13 protein-coding genes are annotated in these 14,020 nt (G+C 65.9%); 3 read left to right on the forward strand and 10 right to left on the reverse strand.

The window, feature by feature from the left end; all coding sequences use genetic code 11:
- Nucleotides 1–363: 363 nt before the first annotated feature.
- Nucleotides 364–762 (reverse strand): response regulator, encoded by a 399-nt coding sequence (locus tag AC1DXS_RS20650; protein ID WP_413326417.1) that lies wholly within the window; start codon nucleotides 760–762, stop codon nucleotides 364–366.
- Between the two features lie 200 nt (nucleotides 763–962).
- Nucleotides 963–1,439 carry an FKBP-type peptidyl-prolyl cis-trans isomerase gene (locus AC1DXS_RS20655; protein WP_477739333.1) on the reverse strand — a complete coding sequence of 159 codons (477 nt, stop codon included), beginning with the start codon at nucleotides 1,437–1,439 and terminating at the stop codon, nucleotides 963–965.
- 184 nt (nucleotides 1,440–1,623) lie between these two features.
- Between AC1DXS_RS20655 and ypfH the strand changes: the two genes are divergently transcribed.
- On the forward strand, nucleotides 1,624–2,271 hold the full coding sequence (gene ypfH / locus AC1DXS_RS20660) for an esterase (RefSeq protein ID WP_477739334.1): 648 nt from the start codon (nucleotides 1,624–1,626) through the stop codon (nucleotides 2,269–2,271).
- Nucleotides 2,272–2,442: 171 nt separating this feature from the next.
- Here the strand turns inward: ypfH and AC1DXS_RS20665 are convergent, their stop codons facing one another.
- The 3 genes from AC1DXS_RS20665 to AC1DXS_RS20675 form a co-directional block, all read right to left on the reverse strand.
- Nucleotides 2,443–3,111 carry an SPOR domain-containing protein gene (locus AC1DXS_RS20665; protein ID WP_477739335.1) on the reverse strand — a complete coding sequence of 223 codons (669 nt, stop codon included), beginning with the start codon at nucleotides 3,109–3,111 and terminating at the stop codon, nucleotides 2,443–2,445.
- Nucleotides 3,105–3,980, reverse strand: coding sequence for a biotin--[acetyl-CoA-carboxylase] ligase (locus tag AC1DXS_RS20670; protein ID WP_477739336.1), 876 nt, complete (start codon nucleotides 3,978–3,980; stop codon nucleotides 3,105–3,107). Before AC1DXS_RS20670 ends, AC1DXS_RS20665 begins: the two co-directional genes overlap by 7 nt.
- Nucleotides 3,981–4,043: 63 nt before the next feature.
- Nucleotides 4,044–4,748, reverse strand: a complete 705-nt coding sequence (locus AC1DXS_RS20675) for an SET domain-containing protein (protein WP_477739370.1) — start codon at nucleotides 4,746–4,748, stop codon at nucleotides 4,044–4,046.
- Between the two features lie 96 nt (nucleotides 4,749–4,844).
- Between AC1DXS_RS20675 and AC1DXS_RS20680 the strand changes: the two genes are divergently transcribed.
- Nucleotides 4,845–5,366, forward strand: coding sequence for a TlpA family protein disulfide reductase (locus AC1DXS_RS20680; protein ID WP_477739337.1), 522 nt, complete (start codon nucleotides 4,845–4,847; stop codon nucleotides 5,364–5,366).
- A complete protein-coding gene (locus tag AC1DXS_RS20685) occupies nucleotides 5,363–8,326 on the forward strand; it encodes a DNA topoisomerase III (RefSeq protein ID WP_477739338.1) in 2,964 nt (987 codons plus the stop codon). The genes AC1DXS_RS20680 and AC1DXS_RS20685 overlap by 4 nt, the downstream gene beginning before the upstream one ends.
- A gap of 183 nt (nucleotides 8,327–8,509) precedes the next feature.
- Here AC1DXS_RS20685 and AC1DXS_RS20690 read toward each other — a convergent pair whose 3' ends face one another.
- The 5 genes from AC1DXS_RS20690 to AC1DXS_RS20710 form a co-directional block, all read right to left on the reverse strand.
- Nucleotides 8,510–9,736 carry an MFS transporter gene (locus tag AC1DXS_RS20690; protein WP_477739339.1) on the reverse strand — a complete coding sequence of 409 codons (1,227 nt, stop codon included), beginning with the start codon at nucleotides 9,734–9,736 and terminating at the stop codon, nucleotides 8,510–8,512.
- A 202-nt stretch (nucleotides 9,737–9,938) separates the two neighbouring features.
- Nucleotides 9,939–10,598, reverse strand: coding sequence for an HAD family hydrolase (locus AC1DXS_RS20695; RefSeq protein ID WP_477739340.1), 660 nt, complete (start codon nucleotides 10,596–10,598; stop codon nucleotides 9,939–9,941).
- A 119-nt stretch (nucleotides 10,599–10,717) separates the two neighbouring features.
- On the reverse strand, nucleotides 10,718–12,091 hold the full coding sequence (locus AC1DXS_RS20700) for an aldehyde dehydrogenase family protein (RefSeq protein ID WP_477739341.1): 1,374 nt from the start codon (nucleotides 12,089–12,091) through the stop codon (nucleotides 10,718–10,720).
- The gene (locus AC1DXS_RS20705) at nucleotides 12,088–12,888 is read right to left on the reverse strand and encodes a gamma-glutamyl-gamma-aminobutyrate hydrolase family protein (RefSeq protein WP_477739342.1); all 801 of its coding nucleotides are present in this window, start codon (nucleotides 12,886–12,888) and stop codon (nucleotides 12,088–12,090) included. Before AC1DXS_RS20705 ends, AC1DXS_RS20700 begins: the two co-directional genes overlap by 4 nt.
- Nucleotides 12,885–14,018 (reverse strand): iron-containing alcohol dehydrogenase, encoded by a 1,134-nt coding sequence (locus AC1DXS_RS20710; protein ID WP_477739343.1) that lies wholly within the window; start codon nucleotides 14,016–14,018, stop codon nucleotides 12,885–12,887. The genes AC1DXS_RS20705 and AC1DXS_RS20710 overlap by 4 nt, the downstream gene beginning before the upstream one ends.
- Nucleotides 14,019–14,020: the final 2 nt, after the last annotated feature.

The following is a 14,020-nucleotide window of genomic DNA, read 5'->3' on the forward strand; positions in this document are numbered from 1 at the left end:
CCACAAGGACACGCCGCGGCGTGTCCTTGTTTGTATTGGAGTTCAGTATTTGTCTTCGGTATTGGTTTTGGTATTTCGGACTTCCCCGTCCTGGCTGGGCCGAGGAGCGCAGAGACAAGCGGATCAGGGCAAAAACGTGTCTGAGCGAAGCGAGTTGTTTTTGACCCCGCTTGGCTCGAGCACCGCAGGTTGCCCGTAGCGAAGCGCAGGGACCCAGACTGCGGGTCGCCTTTTCTTTGGTGACTTTCTTTTGGCGAAGCAAAAGAAAGTTACTGGCCGCCGGGCCACCCCCGGCCAGCAGAACCAAGAAGAGGAAAGAGGAGGATGAGGAGGAAGAGCGCGCCCAGCCGGAGCAAGACCCGGCTATTGGGTAGGGGGCAAAACCCCATCAAGACTATCCGCATGCCGCTGACAAAACCTCACCAGCTTCTCCACATCATGCGACTTGTCAAAAATCTCATCCGCCCCGAGCTCGCGGCAACGAATCATGAGGTTCTCCTGGTTGTGGCTGGTCAGCACCACGACCTTCTGGCTGGGTTTGCGGTGCTGGCAGTCCTTGAGCACGCCGAAGCCCGAACCCTCGGTGAGGAACAGGTCCACGATGGCCAGGTCCCAATCCTGGTGAGAGCCTAACCACTGTCGTGCGCCGGTCTCGGAATCGGCATGGCCGACAAATCGCAGCGGTGCGATTTCTTCCATGGCTTCCACCAAGGTGTTGCGTATGTCCGGCTTGTCCTCGACAAGAAACGCGTTGATCAGCATGGAGCCCCCGAAGTTAATCCATGAAGTTAGGCGCCGCCCCCGGTGGGGCCTGTCATCGGCTGCCATCGGGGTGTGTAGGCGAGGACCCACTTTAGGACAACGGCCGTCTTTTAGCCGTAACGACGGGTAACGCGGGGAATATTACCGGCAAGCAGCCGCCGACCGGTCGCCCGGCGGCGACCAGTGGCGATTTGTAAATTTCAATGGTGGTGGCCGTGCTCGCCGTGGACGTGGCGGTGGGCGATTTCCTCTTCGGAGGCGGCGCGCACGTCGGTCACCTTGAGGGTAAAACGCAGGGCCTTGCCGGCCAGCGGGTGGTTGCCGTCCAGCATGACGACCTGGCCCTTGATCTTCACAACGTTGAAGACGTGCTGGCGGCCGTCCTCGCCACGGCCTTCGAGCTGGCCGCCGACCTTGACCCCGGGCGGGAACTGCGTGCGAGGGATGGTCTGCACCAGGCTTTCGTCGCGCAGGCCGAAAGCGTCTTGGGGCTCCAGCGCCAGCACGGTCTGAAAGCCCGGCTCCTTGCCGTCCAGCGCTTCTTCAATTTTGGGCAGGGTGTTGCCGTAGCCGCCGTGCAGGTAAACCATGGGCTCGTTGCTCTGCTCAACCAGCTTGCCCTGGGCGTCCGCCACTTTGTAGCTGAGTGTGACGGCGGTGTCTTTTGCGATTTTCATGATGTTCGTCCGGGTGTCGGGGGATGCGTGTCCCGTGTGTAAAAGCGCCGATTTTCGCCCAGGAATGCGGGCGGCGGCGCGGGGGCCGGCATTGGGCCTGGCGCGGGCTGGTTAAAGTGGTTGAAAGCCGCCGCAAAAGCCCCAATTGCCTTTTTTCAGCCCCCTTCAACCGCCCTGCCCCGCCATGAATCCCCTGGACACCGTCACCATTGAACTGCTGCCTGCCAGCGCCACGCCGCGCCAGCTGTTTGTGCTGCTGCACGACGCAGGCGGCTCGGCCGCCGACATGCTGGAGCTGGGCAACCTGCTGGGCGGCGCTTTTCCCGAAGCCGCCGTGCTGATTCCGCAAGGCCTGTCGGGCCCGCATGCCGATGCGGCCGGCGCCGCCGCGGCCGGGCTGGACGATGCGGCGGCCCTGGCCGCGCGCGTGGAAGCGCTGGCCGCCTATTTGCGCGCGCAGCAGCAACGGTTTGAGATCCTGCAGTCGGACACCGCGCTGGCCGGCTTTGGCGCGGGCGCCAGCCTGGCGCTGGCGCTCAGCGATGCCCATGACGGCCTGGCGGGCCGCCTGCTGTCTTTTGGCGGCGGCTACCAGGTCTGGCCGGCCCGCGCGCCCGCGTTGACCACCCTGCACCTGCTGCACGGCCAGAACGACGAGATCGTGCCGCTGGCGCGCACGCGCAGCGATTTTGACCACCTGATGGAGCTCGGCGCCGACGCGACCCTGGACGTGGCCCGCTCGCTGGGCCATGAGCTGCATCCGGCGCTGATGGACCAGGCGGTCACGCGCTTGCAGACCTGTGTGCCGCTAAGGGCCTGGAAGGCTGTCTAGAAGCTCACCTCCGCCCCTTGGTTTTGCTCCTTCCCCCGCTGGGGGAAGGTTGGGATGGGGGCCTGCGGTGCTTGACGTTGTAGGTGTGTTTAAGGCCGCTAGCCCTCACCCCTGCCCTCTCCCAGAGGGAGAGGGAGTAAGAAAGACCGGCGCGCTGCAACCGTGGGGGCTCTAGTTACAAGCCTGAAGGGCTTTGCCCGCCAGCTGCGGCTTGAGAGCCTCAAGCTTGGCCTTGAGCGCCGTATCGGCAGCCGGCACTTTGAGCAGCTGGCCGCGCGTTTCGGGCCGCTCCTGCACCACCTTGGCGGTGCGCACGCCGCGTGTGGCGACCTTGGCCAGTTCGCGTTCGGCTTCGGCCTGGGATGTGTAGTGGCCCAGTGACAGGCCGGGTCCCAGCGCGGGGTTGGCCAAGGCTTCAAAGGACACGCCCATGCCGCGCAGCTCGCTGCGTTTTTTGGCGAGGGCGTCTTCGCTGCTGTACTTGCCCATGTAGACGATCCATCGGGGCGGTTCGACGCCGCTTTCCAGCGTCCAGCTGCCTATGGGGAAGCTGCTTTCCAGGCCGGCTCGCAGGGCGGTGCTTTGCTCGGGTGTGAAGAGGCCGGCCTGCAGGCACTCGGGGGCAGGCTGCGGTGCGGCGGCGGGTGTGGGGTCGTTTTCAAGCTGGCGCGCCTCGGCCGTCGTGAGCAGCTTCATGGCGTCGGGCCGGATCTGCTGGGCCAGGCGCTGCGGCTCGGCCTGGGCGGCCGGGGCAAAACCGTAGTCGGCCAGCAGGCCTTGCGTCCAGGCGAAGTAGCCGGCATTGGCCAGCAGCAGTGCCAGTACCAGCAGCCTCAGCATGGGCGCGCGCCTTGCGGGTTGTGGGCCGCCACGGGCCGCACGCTGACTTCGGAACTGGTGATTTCTTTCATGCCAGCCGCAGTATGCACCAGCAGCGCGCCGTTTTCGCCGGCGCCGTGGGCCGTGCCGGTGGTGCCGTCGGACAGCTGCACGGCCCGGCCGGCGAGCACGTCGCGCGCGGCGAAACGCGCCTGGAAGGGCGCAAAACCGAAGCGCTCAAAGGCCTGTACTGCGTGGACCAGCGGCGGGATGATGCGCAGCAGCACGGCCGGCGCGTCGAGTTCGGGCAGCAGCTCCTGCAGGCCGCCGGGCGGGATGGCGGGCAGCGCCGCCGCCGGGGCCGCGGGGTCCAGCGCCACGGCGCGGATGTTGATGCCTATGCCGATGACCACATAACGAATGCCTTCCCAGCTGGCGGTCTCGACCAGGATGCCGGCCAGCTTGCGCTCGCCCTGGGGCGTGGACAGCCAGAGGTCGTTGGGCCATTTGAGGCCTATGCGGGGTTTACCGCCCTGGGTGGCGAGCGGCTCCAGGCTGTCGGCCACGCTGACACCCGCCACCAGTGACAGGCCCGACCAGTCGGTGGGCGCCAGCGGCAGGCCCAGGGAAAAGGTCAGGCTGTCGCCGCGCCGGCTTTGCCACTGGCGGCCCAGGCGGCCGCGCCCGGCGGTTTGCTGCTCGGCGACGAGCAGCAGGGGTTCGGGCCTGGGCTCGGCCGTGGGGCTGCCGCGAAAGCGGCGCATGAGTTCGGTGTTGCTGGAATCGATCTCGGGCAGGACCTCCACCGTGAAGCCCGGCAGCGAGGGCGCCAGGGCCTCCCAGAGGGCCTCGGCGGGCCAGCGTAAGGGGTTGGGTGGGGGTGTGCTCATGAAAGCTCAGGGGCCCGGGCTCCGGCCGGCGGCGCGGCGGGCCGGGAACCGGCGGGTACCGGCTCAGTCCTTCTTTTTCTTCTTGGGCTTTTTGTCGGCTTTCTTGTCAGCTTTCTTTTCCGCTTTTTTATCAGCCTTTTTCTTTTCAGCCTTGGCTTCGGCTTTTTTCCCGGACTTCTTGCCGGACTTCTTCTTGCCCTTGGCTTTTTTCTTGTCGTCGTCCTTGGGCGCGAGCAAGGTGCCGCGGCAGTTCTTGGCGCCGCACCAGCAGGGGTATTCGGCCAGCAGCTTCTTGGTATAGGGCGCGTCGATGATCAGGCCGTAGTCATAGAACAGCTCTTCGCCGGCCTTGATGTTGCGCAGCGCCTTGATGAAGACGCGGCCTTCCACTTCGTCGGCCTCGCAGTTGGGCTTGCAGCTGTGGTTGATCCAGCGCGAGGAATTGCCGCCGTGCTTGGCGTCGATCACATGGTCTTCGTCGATGTGGAAGTAGAAGGTGTGGTTGGGGTCCTTGGGGTCGTGCGGGTGGCGGCGCAGCGCTTCCTTCCAGTTGATGATCTCGCCCACGTATTCGATCAGGGTCTCGCCTTCGGCCAGGTCCTGCACGGCGAAAACGCCCTTGCCGTGCACGCCGGAGCGCCGTGTCTGGATACGGCGGCCGTCGGCGGCGGGCGCGGGTGCGGCGGGCGTGGAAGAGAGCGGCGCGATGGGCGCGTTGGCCTGGTTTTTTGACACGGGATATTTTTTTGGTATGGTTAATTCATGCATGTGCGCGTGCGCGCGTATGCGTGCGCACCCGCGCGCGTACATGCGCGAGAAGCCGCTATTGTAGTGATGCATCGTGACGCACCCCTGGAGCCCCTCATGTTCAAGCGCCGAAACCTGCTGCAGACGACCGCCGCCCTTGTGGCCGGGCTGGGCCTGCCGGCGTGGGCCAAGGGCGGGGAAAGCCCCCTGCCCAAGGTCGGCGATACCCTGGTTTTGCCGGCCGTGGCGCTGCTGGACGGCAGTGCCTGGAAGCCCGCCGACATGGGCGGTAAGACGCTTGTGGTGTACTGGTGGGCCAGCTGGTGCCCTTTTTGCGCGGTGCAATCGCCCCATATAGAAGCGCTGTGGCGGGCGCAAAAGGCCAAGGGGCTGGAGGTGCTGGCGCTGTCCATCGACAAGCAGCCGGCCGCCGCCGCTTCGTATATGAAAGCCAAGGGCTACAGCTTCCCTGCGGGGATGCTGACGCCCGAAGTTGCCAAACGCCTGCCCAAGCCGGCCGGACTGCCCGTGGTGGTGGTGCTCAAGGTGGCGGCGGACGGCCGTGACGGCAAAGTCGTATTCGCTGAAAGCGGGGAAATGTTCCCCGAAGATGTAGAAGGTTTGAAGAAGTACTTATGAAAACCCTTGTGATTGCAGAAAAGCCCTCGGTGGCGCAGGACATCGTCCGCGCCATCACGCCGACGGCCGGCAAGTTCGAAAAACACGATGAATATTTCGAGAGCGACGAATGGCTGGTGACCTCGGCCGTCGGCCACCTGGTGGAGATCCAGGCCCCCGAGGAGTTCGACGTCAAGCGCGGCAAATGGAGTTTCGCCAACCTGCCGGTGATCCCGCCCTACTTTGACCTGAAGCCCATCGACAAGACCAAGACGCGGCTCAACGCCATCGTCAAGCTGGCCAAGCGCAAGGACGTGGGCGCCCTGGTCAACGCCTGCGACGCGGGCCGCGAGGGCGAGCTGATCTTCCGGCTGATCCAGCAATACGCCAGCAGCAAGCTGCCGGTCAAGCGCCTGTGGCTGCAGTCCATGACGCCGGCCGCCATTCGCGAGGGCTTTGACAGCCTGCGCAGCGAAAAGCAGATGCAGGGCCTGGCCGACGCCGCGCGTTCGCGCTCCGAAGCCGACTGGATGGTCGGCATCAACGGCACCCGGGCCATGACGGCCTTCAACTCGCGCGACGGCGGTTTCTTTTTGACCACCGTGGGCCGCGTGCAGACGCCGACGCTGTCGGTGGTGGTCGAGCGCGAGGAAAAAATCCGCAAGTTCGTGAGCCGCGACTACTGGGAAATCCACGCGACCTTCCTGGCCGAGGCCGGCGAGTACCCCGCCAAGTGGTTTGACCCGAAATGGAAAAAAGCCGCGGCCAATGCCGCCAACGGCGAAGGCGCGGAACCCGACCCCGAACTGAAGGCCGACCGCGTCTGGTCCGAGCGCGAGGCGATGGCCATCGCCGAGGCCGTGCGCGGCAAGGCCGCCACGGTGACGGAAGAAAGCAAGCCCACCACGCAGGCGGCCGGCCTGCTGTTCGATTTGACGTCTTTGCAGCGTGAGGCCAACGGCAAGTTCGGCTTCTCGGCCAAAACCACGCTGGCGATTGCGCAAAGCCTGTATGAGCGCCACAAGGCCCTGACCTACCCGCGTACCGATTCGCGCGCGCTGCCCGAAGACTACCTGCCGGTGGTCAAGCAGACCTTTGAGATGCTGGCGGACAGCGGCATGAAACACCTGGCGCCGCATGCGGCGACGGCGATCAAGGGCGGCTACATCAAGCCCAGCAAGCGCATCTTCGACAATGCCAAGGTCAGCGATCACTTCGCCATCATCCCCACGCTGCAGGCGCCCAGCGGCCTCAGCGAAGCCGAGCAGAAACTGTACGACCTGGTGGTGCGCCGCTTTATGGCGGTGTTCTTCCCGAGCGCCGAATACCTGGTGACCACCCGCATTTCGCAGGCCGTGGGCCACAGCTTCAAGACCGAGGGCAAGGTGCTGGTCAAGCCGGGCTGGCTCGCAATCTACGGCAAGGAAGCCGCCGACGAGGTGGCCGACGCCAAGGACGGCGACAAGGGCCAGAGCCTGGTGCCGGTCAAGCCCGGCGAGATGGTGCGCGCCGAAGTGGTCGAGGCCAAGGGCCTGAAGACCCGGCCGCCCGCGCGTTATTCGGAAGCCACCTTGCTGGGCGCCATGGAAGGCGCCGGCAAGACGATTGACGACGACGAGCTGCGCGAAGCCATGCAGGAAAAAGGCCTGGGCACGCCGGCCACGCGTGCCGCCACGATTGAAGGCCTGATCGCCGAGAAATACATGCTGCGCGAAGGCCGCGAGCTGATCCCCACGGCCAAGGCCTTCCAGCTCATGACCCTGCTGCGCGGCCTGGGCGTGGAAGAACTCTCCAAGGCCGAGCTGACCGGCGAGTGGGAGCACAAGCTCGCGCAGATGGAGCACGGCAAGCTCAGCCGCGAAACCTTTATGGCCGAGATCGCCGCCATGACGGAGAACCTGGTCAACAAGGCCAAGGGTTACGACAAGGACACGATTCCCGGCGACTACGCCACGCTGTCCGCGCCCTGCCCCAATTGCGGCGGCATCATGAAGGAAAACTACCGGCGCTACACCTGCACCGGCAAGAACGGTGACGACGGCTGCGGCTTCAGCTTCGGTAAGACGCCGGCCGGCCGCACCTTCGAGGTGGCCGAGGTCGAGCAGTTCCTGCGCGACAAAAAAATCGGCCCGCTGGACGGCTTCCGCTCCAAGGCCGGCTGGCCTTTCACCGCCGAGATGGTGATCAAGTTCGACGAAGAGACGAAGAACTACAAGCTCGAGTTTGATTTCGGCGACGACAAGAATGCCGAAACCGGCGAGATCGTCGACTTCGCCGGCCAGCAGTCGCTGGGCCCCTGCCCGCGCTGCGCTTCGCGCGTGTTCGAGCTCGGTAAAAACTACGTCTGCGAAAAATCGGTACCCACGCTTGAGCAACCCACGCCCAGCTGCACCTTCAAGACCGGCCAGGTCATCCTGCAGCAGCCGATTGAGCGCGAGCAGATGCACAAGCTGCTGGAAACCGGCAAGACCGACCTGCTCGACAAGTTTGTCTCCATGCGCACGCGCCGGCCCTTCAAGGCCATGCTGGCCTGGGACAAGGAAGCCGACAAGGTGAACTTTGAATTCGCGCCGTCCAAGTTCCCGCCGCGCAAGCCGGCGGCCGCCAAGACCGGCACGGTGAAAACGCCTTTCGGCAAGACCGTTGCGGCCAAGACCGCGAAAGCACCGGCGGCGAAGAAGGCCGCCGCCAAGAAAACACCGGCCGCCAAAACCGCCAAGCCCAAGACGCCGCGCGTCGCCAAGCCGGGCGCCGGCCTCAAGCCCAGCGACGCGCTGGCCGCGGTGATAGGCGCTGAACCGGTGGCGCGCACCCAGGTCATCAAAAAGCTCTGGGACTACATCAAGGCCGAAGGCCTGCAGGACGCGGCCAACAAGCGCGCCATCAATGCCGATGCCAAGCTGCTGCCGGTGTTCGGCAAGCCGCAGGTCACGATGTTTGAGCTGGCCGGGATTGTCGGCAAGCACCTCAGCGCAGAATAAGCAACTCCCTAAGCACGCTCGCTTGATCCTTACTCCCTCCCCCGCTGGGGGAGGGTTGGGGTGGGGGCCAGCGGCGGATGAGCAAGCGCTTTTGCCACGGCCGCAGGCCCCCATCCCCGCCTTCCCCCAGCGGAGGAAGGAGCAAGATAAATCGCCTCGGAGCTAACCCTCCGCTGCGCGCGCTTAAGCCACCGGCTCCGGCTCCGGCAGCTGCCGCAGCGCATGCAGCTGCGACGCAAAAATCACCGCCGCCTGCAGCACGAAGCCGGCCAGCGCCAGCCACAGGCAGGCCGCTTCGCCCATGGATGCGCCCACCACGCCGCCCAGTGCCGCGCCGATGGGGCGCGAGCCGGCATTGACGGCCAGGAACACGGCCGAGACGCGGCCCAGCATGGCATGGGGCGTCACGCTCTGGCGCAAGGTGGTGGAGGTGATGGTCCAGACGATGGGCCCGACGCCGAACAGGAAAAACGCCATGCCTGCCAGCACGCCGCTGGGAATGAACAGCGTGGCCGCCATGGTCGCGGCGGCCAGCACCGATACGGCCGGGCCCAGCTGGATGGCGCGGCCGAAGGGCATGGCCGCCACCACACGCGGCGACAGCAGTGCGCCCACCACCATGCCGGCTCCATACGCGCCCAGCGTGATGCCGACGCCTTGCGCCGTCAGGCCCAGCACGCGCACCGCATAAGGCACATACGCGGCCTGCAGCACAAACCAGCTGATGTTCCAGACCGTACCGGCAATCACCATGGGCCGCAAATAGGTTTGCTGCCAGACAAACTGCGCGCCATCGCGGATTTCCAGCAGCGCATGGCGCCTCGCGGCGGGCGCGCGCGCCGGCTCGGCCAGGCCCAACAGCAGCGCCACGGCCGCGCCCGACAGCAAGGTCGCCAGCACAAAGGCCGAAGATGCGCCGGCCCAGGCGACCAGCGCGCCGGCCAGTGCCGGCCCGGCCGCGAAAGCCATGCTGCGCGCCAGCTCAAGGCGGCCGTTGGCGCGCGCCAGCGCCTGGCGCGGCACGATGGCCGGCACCAGCGCGGGGGCCGCCACGCTGAAGCAGACCGTGCCCACCGCACCGATAAAACCCAGCAGCGCCAGCCCGCCGATCGATAGCCGGCCCGTGAGCACCATGGCCAGCAGCGCCAGCAAGGACAGCGCGCGCAGGCTTTCGGCAGCCACCATCAGCCGGCAACGCGAGACCCGGTCGGCCAGCAGACCCAGCGGAATCGCCAACAGCAAAAAGGGCAGGGTCTGCAGCGCCGCCAGCAGGCCGATCTCGCCGGGCCCCGCGCCCAGCATCAGCACCGCCACCAGCGGCACGGCCGCCAGGCTCAGCTGTTCGGCCGACTGGGCGGCGAGGTTGGACCAGGCCAGGCGCTGGAAGGGGATGGGGAGTGGAGGGTGCATAGGGGCAAGCCGGATAAGGCTGCCATTCTGCCCGTGACGGCCTTGCCCTGCTGGCCGTTAACGGACCCGCGATGACCTGTTGGGTCTTACATAAACACGCTCAATCATCACCACCGTTCGCCCTGAGCCTGTCGAAGGGCTTCGACGGGCTCGGCCCGAACGGTAGGGTGTCCTGAGTGACGAAAATCAGTAAGAGCAGTTCTTAATGCAGCTGCAGCGCCGGCCAGCCGCGCTCGCCGCCTATGGCCGCCAGCGTGGCGYCGGCATTTACCGTGACCGGGTGCTGCACCGCTTCGAGCAGCGGCAGGTCGTTGATGGAGTCGCTGTAGGCCGTGCTCTTGCAGTCCTTGAAATGCAGGCCGCGCGCCGTGAGCCAGGCGTGCAGGCGCTCGACCTTGCCCTCGCGCATATTGAGCACGCCGGTGGTGCTGCCGGTGAACAGGTCGCCGCGCATCTCGGGCTCGGTGGCGATCAGGTGCTCGATGTCGAAGTAAATCGCCGTGAGTTCGGTGATGAAGCGGTTGGTGGCCGTGGTCATGACGACCAGGTCGCCCGCCTCCAGGTGTTTGTCGACGAGCGCGACGGCGGCCGGTGTGATGCGCGGCACGATCCACTTGGCCAAAAACTCCTGGCGCAGCGGCTCCCACTCCTGCACCGTACGGCCGGCCAGCGTGCCTACGTAAAAATCGGCGAACTCCTTCAGCCCGACGGTGCCGGCCTTGTAGCGCGCCGCCATGTCGGCGTTGCGCGCGGTGAATTCGGTTTTGCCCAGAAGGCCCTTATCGATCAGGAAATCGCACCAGAGCACATCGCTGTCACCGTTGAGCACGGTGTGGTCCAGGTCAAAGAGGGTCAGTTTCATGGTGAGAACTCCAGGTGCCCGTCCGTTCGGCCTGAGCTTGGCCTGTCCTGAGCTTGTCGAAGGCTCTGCGTGTTCTGGGAGCGTTTCGACAAGCTCAACGCGAACGGCGGAGGCGAGGGCTAAGCTTGCCGCAGATGCCAGGCTTTGGGGCGGGTGAAGGTCTGGATGCCGTAGGTGGAAAGCGTCAGGCCCACGCCCGAGTCGCCGTATCCGCTCCAGGGCAAACGAGGGCTCACGCGGTCGCAGCAGTTCCAGTAAACGCTGCCGGCATTGACCTGGGCCAGCAAAGCGCGGGCGCGCGCCTCGTCGGGCGTGAAAACGCCGGCTGTGAGGCCGTAGCGCGTGTCGTTCATCAGCTTCACGGCCTCGGCGTCGCCCGAAACCTTCTGGATGCCGATGAGGGGACCGAAGCTTTCCTCACGCATCAGCTCCATGCTGTGGTTCACGTTGCTGAAGACCGTGGGTTCATACCAGTTGCCGGGGCCGCCGCCGCGCTTGCCGCCGGCCAGCAGCATCGCGCCCTTGGCCTTGGCGTCGGCGACCTGGGCATCCAGCACGTCAAGCTGCGGCGCACGCGTGATCGCGCCTATGTAGGTGTCTTCGCTCATCGGGTCGCCTGTCTTGAATGTCTTGACGGTTTCCAGGAAGGCGGTGACAAAGGCGTCGTAAATTTTCTCGTGCACATAGATGCGCTCGACCGAGCAGCAGCTCTGGCCGGTGTTGTACATCGCGCCGTCGGCCAGTGACTCGGCCGCGTTCTTGACGTTGGCGTCTTCGCTGACATAGGTCGGGTCCTTGCCGCCCAGCTCGAGTTGCAGCTTCACCAGGCGCGGGCCCAGCGCCTGCGCGATTTTGGCGCCGGTGGCGTGCGAGCCGGTGAAGAAGAGGCCGTCGATCTTTTGCTCCATCAGCGCGGCGCCCACCGCGCCACCGCCTATCAGCGGGATGAACACGTCCTGCGGCACGCCGGCGGCATGCAGCAGCCGCGCCATGGCCAGGCCCGACATCGCGGCGTATTCGGACGGTTTGTAGAGCACGGTGTTGCCCGTGAGCAGCGCGGGAATGAACACATTTCCGCCGACAAACCACGGGTAGTTCCAGGCCGAGATATTGGCGACCACGCCCAGCGGCGTGTGTTCGATCTGCTCGGTCATGCCGCCTTCGTTGAACACGGTCTGCGTGTCGGTGGCGCCGCTGAGTTCCGCCAGGAAAAAGTCGATGCGCCCCAGCAGGCCGTTGAGTTCGTTGCGCGACATCTTGAGCGGCTTGCCGGTCTCGCGCGTCATCACGGCGGCCAGCGCGTCGAGTTCGGCGACGATGCCGGCGCGAAAGCGCGTGATGCAGGCCTTGCGTTCGGCCACAGGCACGGCCGCCCAGGCGGGCTGCGCGGCGCGGGCGCGCAGCGCCTTCGCGGCGACGGAGGCCGCGTCGTCGGCGGGCAGTTCGGCGATCATTGCGCCGGTGGCGGGGTTGTGGACAGCGAGTGTGTTCATGCTTGTTTTGCCTTGTGTTTGGCGGCGGCCACGGCCGTGAGGAAGTCGTCGAGCACGGCGGCGTCGTCAATCGTGTCGGAGCCGGGTTTGTGGAATTCAGGGTGCCACTGGGTGGCGGCGATGTAGCTCTTGCTCTTGTCCTTGCGGCGTATGGCTTCGACAATGCCGTCGTCCACGCTGAAGGCCTCGGCCTCGAACTCGGGCGACAGGTCCTTGATGCCCTGGTGGTGGATGCTGTTGACGCGCACGCGTTCCACGCCGGGGTACAGCGCCGACAGCCTGGAGCCCTGGACGATGTTGACGCTGTGGAAGTTCAGGTCGTAGGTCGCGGCGTCGCGGTGCACGAAAGCATCGGGCACCTGGGTGTTGATGTCCTGGTAAAGCGTGCCGCCGAAGGCGACGTTGAGCAGCTGCAGGCCGCGGCAGACGCCGAAGACCGGCTTGCCGGCTTTTTCGAACGCGGCCACCAGGGCCTTGTCATATTCGTCGCGGATGCGGTCGCCCGACCATTTTTCATCCAGCGGCTCCTCGCCGTAGCTGCCGGGCCAGACGTCGGCGCCGCCGTGCAGCACCAGGCCGTCCAGCCACTGCGCATAGTGCTCATAGGTTACGTCGCCGCGCTGCGTGCTGCCCGTGGGGCAGGGCACCATGACCACCATGGCGCCCGAGGACATGACCCAGTGCGCGATGGACTGCTCGACGTATTGCAGCGTCTTGCCGGTGAAGAAGGAGCGCGTCGGGTCGGCATGCGAGAAGCAGGCCGAGAGCCCAATCTTTAAACGGCTGGCGGCGATCACAGGGCGGCCTCGAACAGTCGTTGGAAGTCCTCGGCCTTGCAAGGCCGTGGATTCGTCTGGTGGCAGATATCGGCCGTGGCGATTTCGACCAGGCGCGGCAGCTGTTCGCGCTTGACGCCATGGGCCGACAGCGAGCCGGTGATGCCCACGCTTTCCTTGAGCTGTTTAAGCCAGGGCACCAAAGCCTTGCCGCCGCCGGCCACGCCGCAGACATGGGCGAGTTCGTCGAACTTGGCGGGGGCTGACTCGTAGTTCCAGGCCAGCACGGTGTCAATCATCAGCGCATTGGCCAGGCCGTGGTGCAGGTCGCAGACGGCGCCCAGCGCGTGCGCGCAAGAGTGCACCGCGCCCAGGTCTTTCTGGAAGGCGATGGCGCCCATCATGGAGGCCATCATCATGTCGCTGCGCGCCTGCAGGTTGGAAGGCTCCTTGACAGCCTTGAGCAGCGCATGGGCCGCGATGCGCGTGCCTTCGAGCGCGATGCCGTCGCACAGCGGGTGGTAGGCCGGCGAGAGGTAGCTTTCGATGTTGTGGGTCAGCGCGTCCATGCCGGTGGCGGCCGTCACATGCGGCGGCAGGCCCAGCGTGAGTTCCGGGTCGGCGAACACCACCTTGGCCAGGATCTTGGGGCTGAAGACCACGCGCTTCAAATGCGTGTCGTTTTCGCTGACCACCGAGGAGCGGCCGACCTCGGAGCCTGTGCCCGAGGTGGTGGGCAGGGCCACAAAGTAGGGCAACTCGTTGACGATGGGCCGCACCTGGGGGTGGTCCCAGACGTATTCGAGGATGTCGCCCTCGTGCGTGGCGGCAATGCCCACCACCTTGGCCACGTCCAGCGCCGCGCCGCCGCCGAAGCCGATCACGCAGTCGGCCTTGTGGGCCTTGTAGGCCGCCGCGCCGTCCATGACCTGGCTGCAGGTCGGGTTGCCGAACACGCCCGAAAACACGGCCACGTCCAGGCCGCCCAAATGGGTCTTGAACTCGGCCAGCACCGGCAGCGCGGCCAGCGCCTTGTCGGTCACGATCAGCGGGCGCTTGCAGCCGGCGGCCAGCAGGGTTTCGGCGACCTGCTTGCGCGCGCCGGCGCCGAAACGGATGGCAGTGGGGAAGGAGAAGTTGGTGGTGCTCATGG

This window comes from Polaromonas sp. P3_B1 (assembly GCF_056402935.1).